At 38.3% G+C, this 22,048-nt stretch carries 20 protein-coding genes; 11 read left to right on the top strand and 9 right to left on the bottom strand.

The window, feature by feature from the left end; translation table 11 throughout:
* Positions 1 to 105 precede the first annotated feature (105 nt).
* From ACPUVN_RS11985 to purF, 7 genes are all read left to right on the top strand, one after another.
* Positions 106 to 579: a MarR family winged helix-turn-helix transcriptional regulator gene (locus ACPUVN_RS11985; protein ID WP_426360095.1), complete on the top strand. Its 474-nt coding sequence runs from the start codon at positions 106 to 108 to the stop codon at positions 577 to 579.
* 94 nt (positions 580 to 673) lie between these two features.
* The gene (gene truA, locus ACPUVN_RS11980) at positions 674 to 1,456 is read left to right on the top strand and encodes a tRNA pseudouridine(38-40) synthase TruA (protein WP_426369168.1); all 783 of its coding nucleotides are present in this window, start codon (positions 674 to 676) and stop codon (positions 1,454 to 1,456) included.
* 222 nt (positions 1,457 to 1,678) lie between these two features.
* Positions 1,679 to 2,545 (top strand): acetyl-CoA carboxylase, carboxyltransferase subunit beta, encoded by an 867-nt coding sequence (gene accD / locus ACPUVN_RS11975; RefSeq protein ID WP_426369167.1) that lies wholly within the window; start codon positions 1,679 to 1,681, stop codon positions 2,543 to 2,545.
* Between the two features lie 18 nt (positions 2,546 to 2,563).
* Positions 2,564 to 3,829, top strand: a complete 1,266-nt coding sequence (folC, locus tag ACPUVN_RS11970; protein ID WP_426369166.1) for a bifunctional tetrahydrofolate synthase/dihydrofolate synthase — start codon at positions 2,564 to 2,566, stop codon at positions 3,827 to 3,829.
* A gap of 34 nt (positions 3,830 to 3,863) precedes the next feature.
* A complete protein-coding gene (locus ACPUVN_RS11965; protein ID WP_426360099.1) occupies positions 3,864 to 4,526 on the top strand; it encodes an SPOR domain-containing protein in 663 nt (220 codons plus the stop codon).
* Between the two features lie 304 nt (positions 4,527 to 4,830).
* Positions 4,831 to 5,319: a CvpA family protein gene (locus ACPUVN_RS11960; RefSeq protein ID WP_426360545.1), complete on the top strand. Its 489-nt coding sequence runs from the start codon at positions 4,831 to 4,833 to the stop codon at positions 5,317 to 5,319.
* Positions 5,320 to 5,338: 19 nt separating this feature from the next.
* Positions 5,339 to 6,859, top strand: coding sequence for an amidophosphoribosyltransferase (purF, locus tag ACPUVN_RS11955; protein WP_426360100.1), 1,521 nt, complete (start codon positions 5,339 to 5,341; stop codon positions 6,857 to 6,859).
* A gap of 105 nt (positions 6,860 to 6,964) precedes the next feature.
* Here purF and ACPUVN_RS11950 read toward each other — a convergent pair whose 3' ends face one another.
* From ACPUVN_RS11950 to ACPUVN_RS11935, 4 genes are all read right to left on the bottom strand, one after another.
* Positions 6,965 to 7,573 carry a Yip1 family protein gene (locus ACPUVN_RS11950; protein WP_426360101.1) on the bottom strand — a complete coding sequence of 203 codons (609 nt, stop codon included), beginning with the start codon at positions 7,571 to 7,573 and terminating at the stop codon, positions 6,965 to 6,967.
* Positions 7,574 to 7,828: 255 nt separating this feature from the next.
* Entirely contained in the window at positions 7,829 to 8,104 is a 276-nt protein-coding gene (locus ACPUVN_RS11945) for a hypothetical protein (RefSeq protein ID WP_426360102.1), read from the bottom strand.
* 168 nt (positions 8,105 to 8,272) lie between these two features.
* Complete coding sequence (locus tag ACPUVN_RS11940; RefSeq protein ID WP_426369165.1) at positions 8,273 to 8,641, bottom strand: hypothetical protein; 369 nt, start codon at positions 8,639 to 8,641, stop codon at positions 8,273 to 8,275.
* Positions 8,641 to 9,873 (bottom strand): class I SAM-dependent methyltransferase, encoded by a 1,233-nt coding sequence (locus tag ACPUVN_RS11935; protein WP_426360104.1) that lies wholly within the window; start codon positions 9,871 to 9,873, stop codon positions 8,641 to 8,643. The genes ACPUVN_RS11940 and ACPUVN_RS11935 overlap by 1 nt, the downstream gene beginning before the upstream one ends.
* Before the next feature lie 397 nt (positions 9,874 to 10,270).
* On the opposite strand from ACPUVN_RS11935, the gene ACPUVN_RS11930 reads away from it, so the two are divergent.
* The 4 genes from ACPUVN_RS11930 (at position 10,271) to leuD (ending at position 16,431) form a co-directional block, all read left to right on the top strand.
* Positions 10,271 to 12,331 (top strand): hydantoinase/oxoprolinase family protein, encoded by a 2,061-nt coding sequence (locus ACPUVN_RS11930; RefSeq protein ID WP_426360105.1) that lies wholly within the window; start codon positions 10,271 to 10,273, stop codon positions 12,329 to 12,331.
* A gap of 14 nt (positions 12,332 to 12,345) precedes the next feature.
* The gene (locus tag ACPUVN_RS11925) at positions 12,346 to 14,208 is read left to right on the top strand and encodes a hydantoinase B/oxoprolinase family protein (RefSeq protein ID WP_426360107.1); all 1,863 of its coding nucleotides are present in this window, start codon (positions 12,346 to 12,348) and stop codon (positions 14,206 to 14,208) included.
* Between the two features lie 154 nt (positions 14,209 to 14,362).
* Positions 14,363 to 15,778 (top strand): 3-isopropylmalate dehydratase large subunit, encoded by a 1,416-nt coding sequence (leuC, locus tag ACPUVN_RS11920; protein ID WP_426360108.1) that lies wholly within the window; start codon positions 14,363 to 14,365, stop codon positions 15,776 to 15,778.
* Positions 15,779 to 15,780: 2 nt separating this feature from the next.
* Positions 15,781 to 16,431 carry a 3-isopropylmalate dehydratase small subunit gene (gene leuD, locus ACPUVN_RS11915; protein ID WP_426369164.1) on the top strand — a complete coding sequence of 217 codons (651 nt, stop codon included), beginning with the start codon at positions 15,781 to 15,783 and terminating at the stop codon, positions 16,429 to 16,431.
* A gap of 231 nt (positions 16,432 to 16,662) precedes the next feature.
* On the opposite strand, the gene ACPUVN_RS11910 is transcribed toward leuD, so the two are convergent.
* From ACPUVN_RS11910 to ACPUVN_RS11890, 5 genes are all read right to left on the bottom strand, one after another.
* Positions 16,663 to 17,355: a Crp/Fnr family transcriptional regulator gene (locus ACPUVN_RS11910; RefSeq protein ID WP_426369163.1), complete on the bottom strand. Its 693-nt coding sequence runs from the start codon at positions 17,353 to 17,355 to the stop codon at positions 16,663 to 16,665.
* Between the two features lie 215 nt (positions 17,356 to 17,570).
* The gene (locus tag ACPUVN_RS11905; RefSeq protein WP_426369162.1) at positions 17,571 to 19,097 is read right to left on the bottom strand and encodes an aldehyde dehydrogenase family protein; all 1,527 of its coding nucleotides are present in this window, start codon (positions 19,095 to 19,097) and stop codon (positions 17,571 to 17,573) included.
* Positions 19,098 to 19,118: 21 nt separating this feature from the next.
* Positions 19,119 to 20,036 carry a hypothetical protein gene (locus ACPUVN_RS11900; protein WP_426360113.1) on the bottom strand — a complete coding sequence of 306 codons (918 nt, stop codon included), beginning with the start codon at positions 20,034 to 20,036 and terminating at the stop codon, positions 19,119 to 19,121.
* 1 nt (position 20,037) lies between these two features.
* A complete protein-coding gene (locus tag ACPUVN_RS11895) occupies positions 20,038 to 20,784 on the bottom strand; it encodes a maleate cis-trans isomerase family protein (RefSeq protein ID WP_426369161.1) in 747 nt (248 codons plus the stop codon).
* Between the two features lie 9 nt (positions 20,785 to 20,793).
* Positions 20,794 to 21,987, bottom strand: a complete 1,194-nt coding sequence (locus ACPUVN_RS11890; RefSeq protein WP_426360115.1) for an FAD-dependent oxidoreductase — start codon at positions 21,985 to 21,987, stop codon at positions 20,794 to 20,796.
* Positions 21,988 to 22,048: the final 61 nt, after the last annotated feature.

The following is a 22,048-nucleotide window of genomic DNA, read 5'->3' as shown; positions in this document are numbered from 1 at the left end:
TCTTCCTCAGCCAGAAACAAAGCTTTTACGCTTTCTAATAAAATTGACAGCCCTTTAGACTTAACTGCTCATCTACCATTTCGTGTTGCAGTAGTAAGTAATTTATTGGCATTAAACCGTGATTGGAAAATTCGTGGCTTGTGCGATTTAGAGCCTAGAGAAATGCGTGTACTCTTAAATATAGGTTCCTACATGCCAATTAAATCGGCAGATATAGCCTATCAATCACGTTTAGATTCTTACACTGTGAGTAGGGCTGTTAAGAAACTTCATTCATTAAATTTAATTGATATTGAAGCTGATAAATTTGGTAAGAACATTAAAAACCTGAGCCTTAATGAAGCAGGAATAAACCTTTACCATGAACTAACTGCTGCCTTAGAACCTCGTTCAGAAGAGCTGGAAAGTGTATTAACAGAAAAAGAAAGAGTCTTGTTTTATAATATGCTGGAAAAGATAGAAATAAAGGCTGAGTCTTTATTAGCAGAGCAAGCGATTGAAATGATCAAACAAGGTCAAGAACCACCAGCAGACCAAAAAGAATTAATTCGTTGGTATAAGAAAGGCCAAACTGATTAAGAAAATCACCTAGAAAGATCAGTCCTTAGAAAATAACATTGATATTTTGAGCCTAAATATAGGACAATGCGCGCCCGAAACAGTGGAGTAATTAATGCGATATGCTTTAGGTATAGAATACGACGGTAGCAGATACTGTGGTTGGCAGCGTCAGAACAACGGTATTGGTGTTCAACAACGAGTTGAAGAAGCGTTATCTAAAATAGCCAATGAGCCTATTGAGGTGATTTGTGCTGGGCGAACCGATACGGGTGTCAATGCAACCAATCAAGTTGTACATTTTGAAACTGACCAAATTCGTAAAGATGTTGCTTGGACATTAGGTGTAAACACTCATTTACCTGCTGACATAGCTGTTACTTGGGTAAAACCAGTAAGTGATGAATTTCACGCTAGGTTCAGTGCAACCGCAAGAAACTATCGTTATATTATTTATAATTCAAGATTGCGTTCGGCTATATTAAATCACGGTATTAGTTTTTGTCATCAACCGTTAAATGAAAATTTAATGCACCAAGCTGCACAACTTCTTGTAGGTCGACACGACTTCACTTCATATAGAACAGTGCATTGTCAGTCACATTCAGCGATAAGAACCTTGTATCATATCAATGTTACTCGTTTGAATAACTATGTAATTATTGATGTAAAAGGTAATGCTTTTCTACATCACATGGTAAGAAATATTGCAGGTTCTTTAATGGAAGTTGGGCAGGGTGATTGTCCCGTTTCTTGGATAAAAGAAGTGCTTGATGCACAAAATCGATGTGTTGCTGGAATGACAGCTGCATCTGCTGGGCTTTATTTTGTTGATGTCGATTACCCAGAAGAATTTGATATTCCTAAACGACATTTAGGTCCGCTATTTTTAACTTAGTGTAAAAATTTATTAACCTGAAACAAAAACTATCCCCCTAAAGTAAAGAAACTTTCACTTTAAACAAAAAAACTACGCTATTAGTGTAATTTTTTGTATTAAAAATAGGGTAAAATATGTTTTAATTATGGGTTATATAAGATTATTAAAATATTTCCGATTGTTTTGATTTTTTTTAAATCAATTTGATCCTCTTTCCTTGTGCAATAGGCAATGTAAATTATGAGCTGGATAGAAAAAATTCTCCCAAAAGCCAATTCTAAGGCTACACAAAAACGTGGCGTTCCTGAAGGTGTATGGAGCAAGTGTACTGAATGTAATGCAGTACTATATAAAGTTGAATTAGAACGTCAAATGTTCGTGTGTCCTAAATGTGACCACCATATGAGAGTTAGTGCTAGAAAGCGTATTGACGGCTTTTTAGACCCAGATGGTAGAATTGAATTAGGCGAAGAGTTTGAAGCGAAAGATATTTTAAAGTTTAAAGATTCTAAAAAATATAAAGATCGCATTGTAGCAGCACAAAAAGCAACAGGTGAAAAAGATGCCTTAGTTGTAATGAAAGGCGAATTAAATGGCGCCCCTATTGTAGTTGCTGCATTTGAATTTGCTTTCTTAGGCGGTTCAATGGCCTCAGTTGTTGGCGCGCGTTTCGTTAAAGGCGTTGAATACTGTTTAGAACACAACTTACCGTTTGTATGTTTTTCTGCAAGTGGTGGTGCTCGTATGCAAGAAGCCTTGTTCTCTCTTATGCAAATGGCAAAAACAAGTGCTGCTTTAGCTAAAATGAGCGAAAAAGGTTTACCTTATGTGTCAGTACTTACTGACCCTACAATGGGTGGCGTATCTGCAAGTTTAGCTATGCTAGGTGACATTAACGTTGCTGAGCCTAAAGCCTTAATTGGTTTTGCTGGCCCACGAGTTATCGAACAAACAGTACGTGAGAAACTACCTGAAGGTTTCCAACGTAGTGAGTTCTTAAAAGAAAAAGGTGCGATAGATTTAATTGTAGACCGTAGAGAAATGCGTGCTACTTTATCGCGTATGTTAGCTAAGTTTATGGGATACGAAAGCCCTAAAGCTTCTTAAGAATTTAGCAATAAATACATGAAAGAAAATTTAAAAAGCCACTCATTAAGAACCACTCTTGATGAGTGGCTTTCTTATATCGAAAGCATTCACTTTACTGAAATTGATATGGGATTAACTCGTACCAAGCAAGTTGCTGAGCGCTTATCTATTGATTTAACTGCTTCAAAAGTTATTACTGTTGCTGGCACAAATGGCAAAGGTACAACCTGTGCGTTTTTAGAGAATTTTTTACTGAACGAGCATGCTTCAGTTGCGGTGTATTCTTCACCTCATATTGAAAAGTTTAATGAACGCCTGCGCATGAATAAAATTGATGTAGAAGATCAATTATTAATGAATGCTTTTGAAAAAATTGAACAAGCGCGTGCTGATGTTTCATTAAGCTATTATGAATACACCACATTAGCCGCCTTAATTATTGTGAGCGACTCTAAACCTGACTACCTTATTTTAGAAGTTGGTCTTGGTGGACGATTAGACGCAACCAATATGGTTGATTGTGATATTGCGGTTTTAACTACTATTGATTTGGATCATCAGAAATTCTTAGGTGATACCAGAGAAAAAATCGGCTTTGAAAAAGCAGGCATCATGCGCAGCAATACATTTGCTGTTGTGGGTGACACAGATACACCACAATCAATTATTACTCATGCATTAAATATTAATGCAAAAGCGTTATACCGAGAACAAGCATTCTCTTTAAAACAAAATGGTACAACGTGGGCTTTTACATTACATAATGACGTTTATGAGCAACTCAATAAACCGTATATCCCCATAGATAATGTAGCCACGGCACTAACGGTTATTTCTCTTTTAGGCATTGATTTAGATGCAGCTAAAATTAATCATGTTATTGAACTGACCAAAGTTGCTGGGCGTACAGAACGTTTTGTTGAAAACTGTGATGTAATTCTCGATGTTGGGCATAATCCACAAGCCGCTCGATATTTAGCAAGCCAATTAAAGCAAATGAACTACAATAAAGTTTTTGCTGTAACAGGTATGCTAATCGATAAAGATATAACGAACGCATTAGCGCCACTTATTGAACATGTTGATACTTGGTTTTTAGGTAGTTTACATGTTGGAAGAGGGGCAACGTCCCAACAGCTTTGTGAAAAACTTAACATCGCGAATGAATCAGTTAATTGCTTTGACAATGTCACTCAAGCATTTAAAATGGCGAGTTCTGTAGCAAATTCAGATGATTTGATTTTAGTTTACGGATCATTTTATACCGTAGCTGAAATAAGACGCTTACTTGTTAAAGAGTAAGCCTTCAATAATCTGTCAATTTTAGGAGTTTAGTTTGTCTACACCTTTTCAAAATCGAATAGTTGGAACTGTGATTGTAGCCGCTGTAGCTATTATATTTCTTCCTGATTTTCTTGACGGCAATAAAAAGAAATACAACGCAGAATTTGAAAATATTCCACAATCACCTCAAGTTGAACTTAACACCTCTGTAAAAGCTTTTCCAACTGAAAAGTTAGAAGATATAGAGCTTAAGTCAGAAGAGGTGATCGAAGAAGAGCAAGACAATCTACTTCAACTCGCTTCTGAGGATAAAGAAGATAAAACCGTTGAAGATAACTTAACGACTCCTGTGCTAACTACCGATATTGTTAAAATAAAAACTTTAGCAAAGCCTGAGCAATTAGGTGAAGAAGTTAAAAAAACCGAACCTAAACCTGATATTAACGTTATTCCTAAAAAGATTGATGCTAAAGAAGCTTGGGTGATCCAACTAGGAAGCTTTCGACATGAAAAGAATGTTTCAGACCTAGTCGCAAAATTAAAATATCATGGCTATACAACGTTTACCCGTCCTATTAAAACAAAGAACGGCGTTTTAACTAAAGTATTTATAGGCCCTGATATCAGCAAGTCTTCCCTAGAAAGTAAAATAAATCCATTAAAACAATTAACTCATGTTGAAGGTAAAGTTACACGTTTTTATCCTACTAAATAATCTGAACTCTGGATAAGTTATTATGCCTAATATAGGTATTTAACTGTTTAACATCGTTGTTTTTATTGTTAATAGCCAACAGTTAATTAAGAAAAACGCCTTATTATACAAGTTAATAGCAACGTTATGAGATTAGTCCTAGGCACCAGAAAGTGAATTTTTTGATATTTACTTTCTTATATTTATAAATCAATAGATTACAAAATCCATCACCCTAAGTTCAGGTTAAATAACAAAATTAATAGCTTTATTTGGCTCGCATCTGGTAGAATGCGCGCCTCTAATCAATGAGAAAATTCGAATGATGATTTGGGTAGATTATGCCATCTTGGCAATAATAGGCATATCAACGCTAGTTAGTTTAGTCCGTGGCTTCGTTAAAGAAGCTGTATCAGTTGTTATTTGGATCGGCGCTTTCTTTATTGCGAGTACCTTCTATACAGATCTTGCTGTGCATCTCTCAAATATTACTGATCAATTCCTTCGTAATGCAGCAGCTATAACCATTCTTTTCGTTTCTACGCTAATCATTGGCGCTCTAATTAATTATGTTGTTGGCCAGCTTGTTAGTAAAACAGGCCTTTCAGGTACAGACCGCGTATTAGGTTTAGCTTTTGGTGCTTTAAGAGGTGTATTAATCGTTAGTGCAATACTCTTCTTATTAGACGCCTTTACCCCATCTGCATCGGCAGAGTGGTGGGTTAACTCATTACTTATCCCAGAATTTAAATTGATTGTTGTTTGGTTTTTTGAATACCTTAAACAGTCATCAAGTTTTTTAATACAATCATAGATCGGCGGAGAATAATTTCATGTGTGGTATTGTTGGCATAGTAGGTAAAAGTAACGTAAGTCAATTAATCTATGATGGATTAACGGTTCTTCAACATAGAGGCCAAGACGCAGCAGGTATTGTTACCATAAATAACAACACATTCAGATTGCGTAAAGGTAACGGCTTAGTGAAAGATGTTTTTCACACGCGCCATATGTTGAGACTACAAGGAAGCATAGGTATCGGTCATATCAGATACCCAACTGCAGGATCTTCTAGTTCTTCAGAAGCTCAACCATTTTATGCTAATTCTCCTTTTGGAATTTCATTAGCTCATAATGGTAACTTAACTAATGCTGATGAATTAAAAAGCTGGTTAAACCTTCAAGCGAGACGTCACGTAAATACTACGTCTGACTCTGAACTATTGTTGAATATTTTGGCTCATGAGCTGCAATGTACAACGGGTTTAGCACTTACTCCTGATGATATGTTTAATGCGATTAGCAACGTACATAAAAGAGTAAGAGGAGCTTATGCAACTGTTGCCTTGGTTATAGGCCATGGTATGTTAGCGTTCCGCGATCCAAATGGTATTCGCCCTTTAGTTTTTGGTAAAAGAGAAACTGAAAGCGGCTTAGAGTATATGGTTGCTTCTGAAAGTGTTGCCCTTGATGCTTGTGGTTATGAATTTGTGCGCGATGTTGCTCCAGGTGAAGCGATTTACTTCACAGAATCAGGCGAGTTATTTAGCAAGCAATGTGCTGAAAACCCAACGTATTGCCCATGTATTTTTGAATATGTTTATTTTGCTCGTCCAGATTCAACCATGGATAAAGTTTCAGTTTACGCATCACGCGTTGAAATGGGTAAGAAATTAGGCGAGAAAATAGTAAGAGAATGGGATGATATCGATATCGATGTAGTTATTCCAATTCCTGAAACTTCATGTGATTCAGCGTTAGAAATTGCTCATCAGTTAAACGTACCATACCGTCAAGGTTTCGTTAAAAACAGATACATTGGCAGAACGTTTATCATGCCTGGTCAAGAACAACGTGAAAAATCTGTTCGTCAAAAACTCAATGCGATCAAAGCTGAATTTAAAGGTAAGAACGTTTTACTTGTAGATGACTCTATTGTTCGTGGAACGACTTCTGGCCAGATTATTGAAATGGCTAGAGCATCAGGCGCTAAGAAGGTTTACTTCGCTTCAGCAGCTCCTGAAGTACGTTTCCCTAACGTTTACGGTATTGATATGCCAAGTGCTAATGAATTAATTGCACATGGTCGTGAATTAGATGACATTTGTGACTTAATTGGCGCAGATAAACTTATATTCCAATCAATAGATGATTTAGTGTCTGCTGTGAATAAAGCGAATCCAGAAATCAAAATGTTTGATACGTCTGTTTTCAATGGCCAATATATCACCAAAGATATTAATCAAGCGTATTTAGACAAGCTTGATGCATTAAGAAATAATGAGACAAAAGAAAACTCTGACCGAAATGCAGAATCTATTATTGATATGTACAACGAAGGTGCCGACGAATAGTTAGCGATTAACTTTCTTGTAAAATACTAAAGGCACCCTCAGGTGCCTTTTTAATATCTGTTATTCAATTTTTACAGTGAATATTTACTTTAAACTCTATTTTAATTAATTAAATATATGTAAAACCTCTGGACCTAAACCTACACCAAACAGAATAATCATCGCAGCCAGTAAACCTACAAGTAATACCAAGCCACAGGTAACAACAGAACTCGCGTAAATAAAGCCTTCTTCTTCAGGAATGTTCATCATAATAGGTACTCCTGAATATAATAGGTATACCGAATAAGCCATGGCACATACACAAGCAAGTACCACAAACCATAAAACAGGGTACAAGGCGACAATACCCACCATAAGTAATGGTGTTGCTGTATAAGCTGCTAGTTCTAATGATTGAGTGAAGTCTGGCGATGAATCAAAGGTTCTTGCCATCCAATGTATTAAGTAGGCGAGGGCTGCAACACCAATCACTAAGGTGACATAAAATATCACTGCCATAACAATAGCATTTGTATTAGTGAGTTTTATTGGGTCGCCAACACCAATAGTCCAGCCGATGTGAGCTGCTGCAAAGTAGCCACAAATACTAGGAATTAAAGCGATAGTGCAAATATGAATTAAGCTATAAAGTAAGCTTTCGTGGCGTTTCTCGATTACCTGCCATTCTTCTTTAGGGTGAGCGTACAAACCCCATATATGATTTAGTATCATCGTAATCTCCTTCCACGGTTCCGAACAAAGGACAACTCAACGCAATGTTGGCTCGTTATGTTAAATTATATAGTTATTATTGTTTAATTATTATTATTGAGTTCTTATAGTTATTAAATCTTACATTCTTATTTATGTAAGATAGTGACTCAAAGGTCAAGAAATGTTGATAAAATAATCTAAGAACAGATCTTTTAAGTATGCTTTCATCTATAGGTTTTAAGGGCTTTTATAGGTGATTTAAAACTGTTTACGTTAGCTTACCTTTATTCTAACGATGTTCATTATTTCAATTTCAAAGCCAGCAACTACTTCTTTACTCACATAGTAAGTTACATTAACTCTGTTATTGATTAACGACTTATAAAGTTTTTTACGTTTATATTTGAACGGCACATTAATGTTTTCAAACATCAAAGTATTAATAAACCAATCATCATCTTCTCGCTGAACATGAGAGATCACCTTAAGATTATCTGTATGAATAAGTTCTTGGTGTTTTTTTATTAATTTGTCGCTTGGAGATTTCATAAAAAACCTTATGGTTAGAGGTTATATTTTATTATCTCAAGAATTGATGACTTTATACAGACCCTAGTGTTTTCAATCACCCACAAAAAAGCCAGTTATCAAGATAACTGGCTTTATATGGCAATCATGTTTTGTAAAATCAGCTCTTACATAAACATAAGTGTGTTGTTATTTTTTCGCTATATCTTCAATGATGGTATGAAAGCCTTTAGTGGTTTGATTGTTCGCGGCTTCATTGGCTTCTTTACGAGACACATAAAACAATCTTCCCATAAAGCTTTGACGCCATGCTTCGCGTTCTTGCAATATTTCTTCATCAAGCTCTAACTTTTCAATACCAGCCGCTAGGTCTAAGCCGTTTAATTTGGCAACACGTTCTTGAGAATCAAGTCTGTCACGTAAAACATTAAGCTCGCTGGCGAGTACCATCACCATAGACATCAGTTGATCTGTGGCTTTATCATTAGAAAACTGAGGGCGTTTACCTTTAGCGTCTTGTATTACGTGTGGACGATCATCAGCAGTATAATCAGACATTACGCTACCTCCTTTTTAGTTAAAGGTTTTTGTGCAATAAGTACTTCCCAGCCACCGCCTGGTGCAAACTCACCTGCGGTAAAGTCACGGTCAGCAACAGCTTCTGCAGTATCAACATCATAGCCAGCCGCTGCGGCTGCAGCAAACTCCATTACCGCCATTGGTGCGGTATCAAAACGTACCTCAGTACGAGGGAATCCTGCTTTTTCAGCTAATTCAATTTGGTCCATATCACGCATAGCACCCCAGAACGGTTCATTGTTGTACCAGGTTTCGTTATCAAGAATAAATTGAGTGAAAGGGTCCATTAAATCGAAGGGAGGTAAATCTGCATGGATCATTAAGCCGCCTGGTTTTAATAACCTTTCACATTCTTTGAATATTTTAGGCATAGCGACAGCACTGGTTTCATGCAACATAATGTGGCTAACAACTAAATCAAAATAACCATCTTCAAATGTGGTTTCTTCTGCATTCATTTGTGCAAAGTTAATGTCGTGACCCATCGCTTTTGCACGCGCATGTGCATAACGAATAACGGGAGCACCAACATCTATTCCCCAAATTTCAGCATCAGGAAAATACTCTTGATAAGGTAAAGTAGAATGACCAACCGTGCAGCCCATATCTAAAATTCTTAGTGGTTTAAAGTCAGGTTTATTACGTTTTAAATAGTTACAAACAGAACGACCTAAATCGTCATTGTTAGGACCTGTATAACCCATGCTATATAAGTATACGCCACGGTCATACAAAACACCTGCAGCAACATCATCTTTAGCAACTTCAGAGCAATAACCGCCTGGCATACAGTGAATATCTAATGCACTTACATAACGAGGTGGAACAAAACCTTCAGGGATAATTAATTGACCTGTAGAGCTTGCTGAATACTTTTTAGCTTTTTCAATTAACTCAGGTAATTCTCTATCAATACTTACGTTGGTTGATTCCCATAAAAGCTCTTGAGAAATACGGTTAATCGAAGCATAAAGTTGAAAGTAATTATCAGGCAGCATGCCTTTACGAATATCTAATCTATTCTCAGGTGCTCTGCCATGTTCACGTTCAAAGTTTTTCGCTACGCGATTTTCATAAATAGGCTGTAAACCTGGCAACATAGATTGTTGAATATAGCCTTTAAGGCTTTTGGCAAACTCTTGACGTGACGCATCATCGTGGGTGATGTTTGGCAACATATCGTGCCTGTTTTGTTGAAAACAATTGAGCATGAATCTTTCTCCTTCTGGCTTTCAGCTAAAATTGCATACTGCTTATAGTTAATAGCATAGCTGCAATTCAAATAATTTATAAAACATAACTAACCATAATCTTGGCAAGAGCCGAGATCATTGATAATTGTCATAAATTAAAAATAGAATTTCCCCAAAATAAGTAATAACCACGCAGTTGACATTTATCATGGCGTATAACAAGTGCCTAGCTATGATGAATTCAAGACTAACTCACTGTTTTAACATTGAGGGTAGCAATATGAGGTGGTGTACTAAGCCCCTTTTCATTACTGACAAGCTGATGGTGTTCTATACTTGAACTAAATCCTTAATAGCCTGCTAGTTATCTAATTAAGTATTACCTGGATTTGCTAAAATTGAGGGGAAAAGAATTATGAGTTATCGTTTAGGCGTTGACGTTGGGGGCACTTTTACCGATTTGCTACTCATCAATGAACAAACTGGCCAAACTTACACTGCTAAAGTGCCTTCTACACCACACGACTCATCAGTAGGTGTATTAAATGGTATTGCACGAATTTGTGACGAATCAGGTGTAACGCCTACCGACATTAAACGTGTAATGCATGGAACAACGGTAGCAACTAATGCTGTTTTAACAGGTAAGGGCGCTAAAGTAGGTCTAGTAACCACTAAAGGTTATGAACAAACATTACAAGTGGCTCGTTCTTTCTGTCCTGGTGGTTTAGGTGGTTGGGTAAGTTTTGTTAAAAAACCTTTACTCGCAAGCTTAGAGCTTACAATTGGTGCTGATGAACGTATTGATGCTAAAGGTAATGTTGTAAGAGATTTAAATGAAGCGACTTTACGTGTTGATATGCAAAAGCTTGCAGATAAAGGTGAAGTGGAAGCTCTCACCATTTGTTTCATTAATTCTTACTTAAGCGATAAGCATGAAAAACGTGCTAAAGCGATTGCCCAAGAAATCTTTGGCGATATGCCAATCTCAATCTCAAGCGAAGTTGTTCCTGAAATGCAGGAATACGAACGTACAGAAACTACCGTAGTTAATTCGTATGTTCGTCCAGAAGTAGCTAAGTATGTTACTAACCTTCAACAAGCACTTAAAGCACGTATGGGTGATGATGTTCAATTATCTATACTTCGTTCTGATGGCGGTTTAGCGTCAGGTCGTGCGTCAGGTGATTCTCCAGTTAACTTATTAATGTCAGGTCCTGCAGGTGGTGTAGCGGGTGCTATATATTTCTGTAGCCGTGCAGGTTACGACAATATTCTTACGTTCGACATGGGTGGTACGTCTACCGATGTTGCCTTAATTCAAAACTCTAAAGCTAAAGTGCGTCGCGAAACTATAGTTGGTGATGTACGTGTACGTGCGCCTTCAGTAGATGTTCGTACAGTAGGTGCAGGCGGTGGTTCAATCGCTTTTGTACCTGAACTGACTAAAGCATTACGAGTAGGTCCAGAATCTGCGGGTGCTGTACCAGGCCCCGCTGCTTACATGAAAGGCGGAACAGAGCCAACAGTATGTGACGCTAACGTTGTATTAGGTTACTTACCATCTGATGCCCAATTGGGTGGAGCGATGGCGATAGATCGTGAAGCTGCTGTTACAGCAGTGAAAAAAGTGGCTGATGCTATGGGCATAGATACCATGGAAGCTGCTGAAGGTATTATCAAAATTGCTAACGAAGCCATGTTTGGTGCGTTACGTTTAGTCTCCGTTGAACAAGGTTACGATCCTCGCGATTTTGCACTTGTTGGTTTTGGTGGCGCGGGTCCATTACATGCTAATGCATTAGGTATTTTAACCGACGCATGGCCAGTGATTGTACCGCCAGGTCCAGGTGTACTTTGTGCTTACGGTGATGCAACAACTCAAGTTCAAGATGAAGCTACACGTACTTATCTTACTCTAGCTCAAAAAACTACAGCAGATGTTCTACTTAACGATTTAGCTGAATTAAGAAGCCGTGCTGCAGAATCACTTATTGCTGATGGTATTCCTGAAGCTGATTTAGAAGTAACGTTCCAAGCTGATTTACGTTATGCAGGTCAAGCATTTGAAATCAGCGTTGACTTTACTGAGCAAGATCTGAAAAACGAAGGTCTCGCTTTATTAACGGGTCACTTTGATGACGAACATGAAAAACTATTCACCTTTAAGCTAGACGACGGCCATGAAATATTAATGATCAGAGCTGTAGTTAAAGCTGTTTCTGGTGAGATAGCTGAACGGTTACAAGGTGAAGAAAAGTTCACATTAGAAGATTGTAAAATTCAAGATACACGTTTCTTCTACGAAGGTCAGTGGCATGATGGTGCTCTATATGACCGCAGCAAATTGCACCAAAAACTGGTGGTAGCAGGTCCTGCTATTGTGAGTGAAATGGACTCGACTACCGTTATATTACCTGGTTATCAGGCGAATATTGACGCGGTTGGCAATCTGTTAATCAATCCAGTGAAATAAGTGGGGATATAAAAATGACTGCTCAGATTATAGAAACTAACCCAATCCGACTACAACGTGTTGATGTAGATGGTGTAACGGTAGATATTATTGAAAATGCATTACGTAATGCACGTGAAGAAATGGATGCGGTTTTATTCCGTACTGCTATGTCTCCAGGTATTCGTGAACAAGGTGATTGTTTTCCACTTATCGCTAACCGCGAAGGTAAAATGGTTGTTGGTCAAATGGGGTCTTTTATTAATGGCTTCACCGACGCTTATGACGGCACTTTAGAAGAAGGCGATATCATTTTAACGAATGATCCGTATATGTGTAATGCTGCTGTTTCGCATCTTAATGATTGGCTAGTATTAGTCCCTGTTTTTAAAGATGGTCGTCACATTGCTTGGTCTGCTATGTTTGGTCACATGTCAGATAATGGCGGTATGGTACCCGGTTCAATGCCTATTGAAGCAACCACAATATTCCAAGAAGGTGTAAGAATTCCACCGGTTAAACTTTACAAAAAAGGTGTATTACAAGAAGAAGTATTAGAACTTATTCTTCATAACGTAAGAACACCACAGTGGAACCGTTTTGATTTAAATGCATTAGTTGCGGCTTGTAAAACAGCAGCACTACGTTGTAACGAACTTGCTGAGCGTTTTAGTGATGACGTATTCGATTCAACCATGCAAATCATGTTAGAACGAAATAAAATGGCGATGGGTCAAATCATCAAAATGTTCATTCCTGAAGAGCCACGTGAATTTGCTGATTACTTATGTGATGACGGCATGGGCATGGGACCTTACAAGATTAATTGTAAAATGTGGCGTGAAGGCGAAAAGGTTATTTTCGACTTTGAAGGCACAGATCCTCAAGCACAAAGTTCAGTTAACTTTTATCTGAACGAAGACATGTTCAAAATGTTCTTTGGCTCTTTCACTATCAACGTTGTAGATCCTCAAATTATCTTTAATGATGGTTTTTATGATCTTGTTGATGTTCGTATTCCTGAAGGCACATTACTTAAACCTAAATACCCAGCAGCATTATCGGGTCGTACACACGCACTAGGTCGTATCTTCGATATTCTAGGCGCTTTATTAGGTATGGGGGCACCAAAAGAAATGTTAAATGCTGCGGGATTCTCTGATTCGCCTCATTTATTCTATTCAGGTTATGACGACAATAACGAATGGTTCCAGTTATTCCAAATTGGTTTTGGTGGTATTCCAGGTCGTCCAGTAGGCGATGGCCCCGATGGTCATTCACTATGGCCAGGCTTTACTAACGTACCGAATGAGTTTATTGAAACCTACTTCCCTATGCGTATTGAAAACTATGAAACTATTCCTGACTCAGGTGGTGCTGGTTTACATCGTGGTGGTAACGGCTTAAGCGTTGCATACCGTTTTCTATGTGATGGTCAAATTGCGATTCATGATGATCGTTGGTTAGTTCATCCTTGGGGTGTTAACGGTGGTGATCCAGGTATGCGTTCAAATAAACGTATGGTGCGTGCTGATGGAAGTGAAGAATGGTTACCGTCTAAATGTGAAAACATCAAAGTTAAAGCCGGCGACTTATTATACTTCAATACTTGGGGTGGCGGTGGTTGGGGCGACCCATACGAGCGTGAACCTCAACTGGTACTAGACGATATAAATCGCAATTTAGCTACCGTTGAAGGTGCTAAAGCTTACGGAGTAGTGGTCGTAAATGGTGCTGTTGATGAAGTAGCTACAACTGAACTTCGTAGTAAGTTGATCAGTGAACGTGGTGAAATACCTTTATTTAACCACGGCGGTACGATTGAAGAAATAAAAGCGCGTTGTTTAGAAGAAACGGGTCTTGAACCACCAATCACACCTTCTTTTCAGAAAAAGTAAAAAGCCAAGTGCTTAGTCAGAAAATCTTCTGATCACCTAAGTTATTGATTGCCTAGATATCGCCAGCATTTGCTGGCGATATCATAAAATACCTATATAAAAACTAAATTAACCTAGCCCGTTTTTTCATTTAACGGTGTTTGGAGAGAGAAACATGAGTTCAGCAAAAACTTTATACGACAAACTTTGGGAACGTCGTTGCGTAAAAACTTATGACGACGGAATGTCTTTAATCTATATCGATCGTCACATTGTTCACGAAGTTTCATCAGCACAAGCTTTCGAAGGTTTGCGCGTAGAAAAACGTAGACCATGGCGATTAAGCTCGATAATAGCTACCCCAGATCATAACGTACCAACAACCAACAGAGCTGCTGGTATTGCTGGTATTGAAGATGAAACTTCACGCATACAAGTTAAAACCTTAGATGATAACTGTATTGATTTTGATGTTCCTCAATTTCCATTAACCGATATTCGACAAGGTATTGTTCACGTTATTGCACCTGAGCAAGGCTTAACATTACCAGGTACTACCGTTGTTTGTGGCGATTCTCACACAGCAACACATGGTGCTTTTGCTGCGCTAGGTGTAGGTATAGGTACGTCGGAAGTTGAGCATGTTTTAGCGACTCAATGTTTATTACAACGTAAAGCAAAAAACTTGTTAATTGAAGTGAATGGCGAGCTGTCTTTTGGTGTTACAGCCAAAGATGTTGTTTTATACGTAATTGGTCAAATTGGTACGGCTGGCGGAACAGGTTTTACCATTGAATTTGCAGGTAGTGCAGTTCGTGGTCTAACTATGGAAGGTCGTATGAGCCTTTGTAATATGGCGATAGAGGCTGGCGCACGAGCAGGTTTAGTAGCTTACGATCAAGTTACTGAAGACTATATTGAAGGTCGACCTTATGCACCAAAAGGTGATGAATGGCAGCAAGCAACATCTATCTGGAAAGACTTACACAGTGATGAAGGCGCTATATTTGATATTGAATACCGTTTTAACGCTGTAGATGTAAAGCCACAAGTAAGTTGGGGTACTTCTCCTGAAATGGTTACTGCTGTTGATACGTGTGTACCAGACCCTAAAGACTTTGGCTCAAAAGCAATCGATTACCAAAACGCTCTTAATTACATGGGCTTAAAAGCAGGACAAGCTATAAGCGATATCTATTTAGATCGTATATTCATTGGTTCTTGTACTAATTCACGTATTGAAGATATTCGTGCTGTCGCTAAAGTGGTTAATGGCAAAAAAGTAGCTAAAAGTATAACCCAAGCCATGGTTGTACCTGGCTCAGGCTTAGTTAAACAGCAAGCCGAAAAAGAAGGTTTAGATAAAATTATTTTAGAAGCTGGTTTTGAATGGCGTGAACCAGGTTGTTCAATGTGTTTAGCCATGAATGCTGATAGATTAATGGCGAAAGAGCATTGTGCATCAACGTCAAACCGTAACTTTGAAGGTCGTCAAGGCAGTGGAGGCAGAACCCATTTAGTGAGTCCTGCAATGGCAGCTGCAGCGGCAATCGCTGGTCATTTTGTTGATATTACCAAAGGAGGTATTTAATTATGCAAGCTTTTACATCTCATACAGGTAAAGTGTTGCCATTTGATCGTAATAACGTTGATACCGATGCTATCTTGCCTAAACAATACCTTAAATCTATCAGCAAGTTTGGTTACGGCGATTGGTTATTTGATGACTTTCGTTACTTTGATGAAGGGTCTGTAACAACAGATATTAAAACCCGTAGAATTAACCCTGACTTTATTCTTAATAAACCAGAATACCAAGGTGCTAGCATCTTGTTAGCGCGTGATAACTTTGGTTGTGGATCAAGTCGTGAACATGCGGCATGGGCGTTTAGAGATTACGGTATTCGTGCGTTAATCGCGCCAAGCTTTGCAGATATTTTTTATAACAATTGTAATAAAAATGGCATTTTACCTATTACCTTACCTGAAGCTATAGTTGACGATTTATTTGAACGTTGTAAAGCTGCAGGTGACTTGGTATTAAGTATTGATCTAGAAAAGTGTGAAGTGCATTTAGGTAATGAAAAAATTGCCTCGTTCACTATGGATGAAGGGCGTCGTCAAAACCTATTACAAGGTAAAGATGATATCGCCTTAACTCTTGCTCATTCTGATGCTATTCATAACTTTGAAGATTTACTTGAAGAAAGAGAGCCTTGGTTGTTCAAGAAAATAGAAGTTTAGTTGCTAGAACTTTAAATCGAATGAAGTAGTAGATAGAGTGAACTTTAGATAGGTCGGACTTTAAATATTAAGCTTCATCATTCAACAAAATCACACCTTAGCGTGTGATTTTTTTTTCCTGACTTTTGTAAATCATTAGAAAATCAATTAGAGAATAGCCAAATAATGAGTAGGGGAGTTTAAGATAAGTTTTATTTTAATTGAACAGAGGTGAATCATTTTCTAAGCTGATTAATCAGTAGCTGCAAGCTCTTCTATGGTATCTAACTTCAAAATACATATAGAGTTTGGTGTTAGAGTAGAAATAACGCCATCTCGCTTTAATTGGCTTATAGAACGACTCACCGTTTCAACGGTAAGACCTAAATAATCTGCGATATCATTGCGTGACATCGGCAGTTCTATTTTCTCTGGGCTGGCATCAGGAATACGTTTTAATAACTGGCTGAGGAGAAAGCATATTCGTTCGTAGGCTTTTAATTGTCCGAGTAAATAGACTTGCTCTAATGCGATAGATAACACCAAAGAATCTATGTTTTTCAAATTCGTTTTTAACCTAGGGATTTCTTCAGACAGAGATGATAAATCTTTACGTTTAAATTCATAAACCGTTAAATCACTTAAGCTTTTTATATTATATTCGTAGGTATCTGAGTGAGAAAGACCAACAAAGTCACCTGGAAACAAAAAGGATATAACTTGTCTGCGTCCGTTACTTGAGATCTTTTCTACTGTCGCGACGCCAGACACAATATTAAATAGCTTGTCAGCAGGTGTGGTTTGCATGACTAGATATTGTTGCTTCGACAATGTTTTAAGACGAGATATTTGTAGTAACTGCTCTCGGTTATTTTGAGTTAAATCATGAAATAATAAACAATCATTTTCAAAGTTTACGCTTTGGTAAGGGATATTTAACGACATTGATTAGAAACCCTTTTTGTTATTGAATTTGATCTGGATGATGCTTGCTAAGGCGATTAAAATTAATGTATTGGAAATCGTAAATAAAGTCTAATGAATAATATTAAGCTTAAATGAAAATGCAGTTTGAAATCGCTTTCAAACTGCATTTTAATCGGGGAGATTAATCATTTTGTACTAACTATTCTTCAATAAGTAGAAGTTATTTAGTAAAGCTATACAACGGCACAAATAGTTTTCCAATCAAGGTAATTATCTAAAGCTAATTTACCGCTATCACGACCGTAACCTGACTGTTTAATACCACCAATAGGCATTGAAGCATCAAACATAGAATGGCTATTAATCCATACTGTACCTGCTTGGATTTGACGAGATAGTCGCTGAGCGTGAGTAAAGTCTTGAGTCCAAATACTTGAAGCCAAACCAAATTCACTGTTGTTACTCCACTCTATCGCATCATTTATATCGTCATAAGATTCAGCAACAATAACGGGGCCAAATACTTCTTCACAATGAATGGCACTATTTAGCTGTGTACCAGTAACTACGGTAGGTTGAATAAAAGTACCATTACTTCCTAAGCGTTGACCGCCAGTAACAATAGTAGCGCCTTCATTTTCAGCTGTTTTAATGTAGCTTTCAATCTTTTCAGCTTGATCTACAGATACAACGGGACCCATTTGAGTTTCACGATTTAAACCATGACCCAACTGTAAACCTGCGCCATATTCTGCAATACCTTCTAATACTTGATCGAAGATAGAACGATGAATATAGGTACGCGAGTTAGCAACACACACTTGTCCGCTATTAAAAAATATACCGTTAGCTATGCCTGGTATGGCTAAATCAAGGTTTGCGTCAGGTAAAACAATAGCGGGAGACTTACCGCCTAGTTCTAATGTAATGCGCTTAAGGTTTGATTTACTTGCATCAACGATTGCACGACCTGTACTCGTTGAACCCGTAAATGCGACTTTACTTACGCCCATATGATTAGCTAAACAAGAGCCAGTTTTAGCGCCTTCACCTGTAATAACGTTAATAACACCTTCAGGTACGCCAGCTTCATGGATAAGTTCAGCTAAACGTAAAGCACTTAATGAGGTTAGCTCTGCTGGTTTATGTACAACAGTACAACCTGCAGCTAATGCTGGGGCTAATTTCATTGCTGTTAAAACAAGTGGTGAATTCCAAGGAGTAATAGCTGCTACAACACCAACAGGTTCACGTACCGTCCACGCTTGAACATCGCGACCTTCTGGTTGGTAATTGATAGAAGTATTGAGGATCTGACCTTCAATATTCATCGCTTGACCAGCGAAATAACGAAATTGATTTGCTGCGGCTGGAATTTCTGCCCAACGTGCAACATACCAAGGCTTACCTTGATCTAATATTTCAAGTTCACATAACTCGTCAATATTCGCTTCAATTAAATCGGCAACCTTATTTAAAATGCCTGCACGTTCCATTGGCGTTATTTTAGACCAAGGGCCTTTTAAAGCGGCTTGCGCACAAGACACTGCATCATTAACATCGGCTTCAGAGGCATTAGCAATTCTAGCAATCACTTTACCTGTAGCAGGATCGTGTGTTTCAAGATATTGTCCGCTTCTAGGTGCGCGGTATTCCCCGTTAATAAATAACTGTTTATCGGGAGTTGTGGCAAGTAAGTCACGTACTGCTTGTGTTTCCGCTTCAGGGGTAACACCATCGTTGAGTATCACATCAGTCATAATTGGCTCCTTAATTGTCGGCTAGTCTTTTAATTGACCAGGAATATGAGTTTCTTGCTGCTCTAAATACCAATCAGCAATTTCTTCACGTGTTGCCCACCAAACATCAGGTAGCGTTTTTGCATATTCAATAAATTCACGAATAGCACGAATGCGATAAGCTCTGCCCGTAACGTGTGGGTGTAAGCCAACATTCATAATGCGCGCTTGCGTAGCACCTTCTTTATAAAGAACGTTTAATTCTTCAATTAAAATGTCGCGGTACTCATCTGTTGTATGACCACGGCGAGTAATAATGGTGAAGTCATTAATTTCATTTGAATAAGGAACAGAAACAATAGGGCCATTATCTGTGCGGATCATGAAAGGTTGATCGTCATTCATAATGTCACAGTAAAATTTATAGCCTTCTTTTGCTAAAATAGCCGGCGTATTTAACGTGCCACGTAAAGACGACGATAACCAACCGATAGGGCGCTTACCCACATAGCTTTCGTACATATCAATAGAACGAGAAATAACTTCTTGTTCTTTTTCTGGTTCATGAGCAAAGTTTGTTAATAACTCGCCTTGTTCATAGTTATGAGTGATAAGTTCCCAACCGCGATCTAAACAAGCTTTAACCATAGGGTTACGGCGTTCAAATGTTACGGCATTAGTGGTACAACTTGCTTTAACGCCTAATTCATCAAATAAGTCGTATAAACGCCAAATACCGACACGTTGTCCGTATTCACGCCAGCTAAAGTTTGGGTAATCAGGAATGTTGCCTGGTAACGTATCAGGTAATATTGCTGGGCCACCTGCATAATAAGGCGCATCAGTTTCTTTAATGAGATCCCACGTTTCTAAATTAAAAGTTAACACTAAAGCGACCTTTTTACCGTCAGGCCATTTTAATTGTCCACGTTCACTAATCGGTACGTAATCATATTCCATCTTAAAACTCCTCTAACAAACGACCAAAGCCTTGAACTTTGTCGGTTATGCCAAATGTACGAAGTGCATGCCAGTAAGTTGCCGTGTTGATAGCAATAACGGGTTTACCTAATTCAAGCTCTAATTTCGGCGCTAATCTTGCCATAGAAAGGTTGGTACCTACTTGAATAATCGCATCAACATCATCACTATCCAACTTTTTAACGGTATCGCGCGTTAATGAAAATGGCGTTTCAGCTATACCTAACCAGCTAGGACGTTGCATAGGAATATCACGAACAGTCTCGTAACCGTGATCACTGAAATAGTTGTTAACTTCAGTATTCGCAACGGGGAAATAAGGTGATAAGAAGGCGATTTTTTTGATACCTCCAATCGCTTGTAATGCAGCGGCTACAGATTCAGAACCCATAGATATTCCTATACCTGCAACTGATTCTATACGATTTTTCCAAGCTTGTGCGCCTTCAGCTCCACCGTAAAAGGTAACAGCAGACATACCCATAACAAGGTAGTCAGGGGCACAAGTCATTACACCTCTTACTGCTTCTTCAGTACCTTCATCAATCATTTTAGTGCCAGCCATAAAGCTTTCGTTTGATACGGCTTTTGCGTTTTCGATCACGATGCGGCTGTAGTGATTTGTTACGCCAGCAGGGCGCATTTCATCAAATTCTGGTTGTACAATGGTATTTGTTGATGGACCTAGTACACCAAATTTAGCTCTGTATCCGAGTGCGTCTCTCATAGTATTTTCCTATTTAATATTGTTGGCTTGTTCAAGACTAGTAAACATTGCTTGTCGTCTAAGGAAAGCTAAACGTTGTTCGTCGTCATTACAGATGTCGTACATTTCTTGTAAACGCATCGCATGATTTTCTTCAGGGCTGTGTTCTAAAAGTCTTTTGTTTTGCATGGTTTGAGCTTGAATAAAACTATGTGTTACAGGGCGACGTTGAGCGTCGTATAACTCAAAGTTTGCATCATCATGACCTTCAGTCAGGTTTAACTTGATTTTGTCTGCTAAATTCCAACCATCATGAATACCGCTGTTCATACCAAAACCACCTAAAGGATTATTCATATGACAAGCATCTCCCACTAAACAAACGCGACCGTGGTTAAACTTTTTAGCAACACGTTGGTGTACGCGATAAATTGTTCGATGTTCAGTTTCTACATCTTCTCGACCAATTAAGTCGCGGAATACTTGATTTTTCTTTTCATCAGAAAGTAAGAACTCGTCTGGTTGGTCTTCGCTTGCAGGCACTAAAATTCGCCATACACTTGGCACACGAAGTAATACCATCCACTCTTTTGGATCTGATACGTAACTTACATAAGCAAGGTTGTCTATGTAGTCTTTTAATTCTACTTTGGTTGATAACGTTAAGAATTTTTCTGGGTAAGTAAAACCTTCAAATTCAACACCTAACCATTTACGAATAATTGAATTACCGCCGTCGGCAGCCACTAGATATTTAGCTTTGATTTTTTCTACCGAAAATGGACCTTCAAGAGCAACTTCAACACCGTCGTCTGTTTGTTCAAAATGAACAACTCTATGATTAAAAAGCACTTCAGCTTTAGGATGATTTTCTAGTTTCTTAGCAACCATACTCGACAATACGTGTTGTTCACACTGTAGGCGAAACGGGAATTTTTCTTTGCCTTCAAGTTCTGATAAATCGAACTCAACCACTTCGCCACTTTCACGTTCACGAAAATGATAAACAGGTGCTTTTAAACCGCGTTCAATTAATTCGTCTGCCATGCCCAGTTCATCAAGCATTTCTAATGTTGGTGGATGAAAAGTAGATGCACGTAAGTCAACAGCACAATCAGCGCCAGCTTCACAAAGAATTACATCAAAACCCATACTCGCAAGGCGATATGCCGTTACGGTTCCTACTGGACCAGCGCCAGCAACGATAACTTGAGTAGATTTCATAGACTTTTAACCTTATTGTTTAACAGTTGTTGGTGCTTTGATTAACTGTTTTATGTTGAAA

It is taken from the genome of Pseudocolwellia antarctica (genome assembly GCF_049933045.1).
In the GTDB taxonomy this organism is placed as follows: Bacteria; Pseudomonadota; Gammaproteobacteria; order Enterobacterales; family Alteromonadaceae; genus Pseudocolwellia.
The sequence above is the reverse complement of the archived record's forward strand: the minus strand, read 5'-3'. Positions and strand labels throughout refer to the sequence as shown.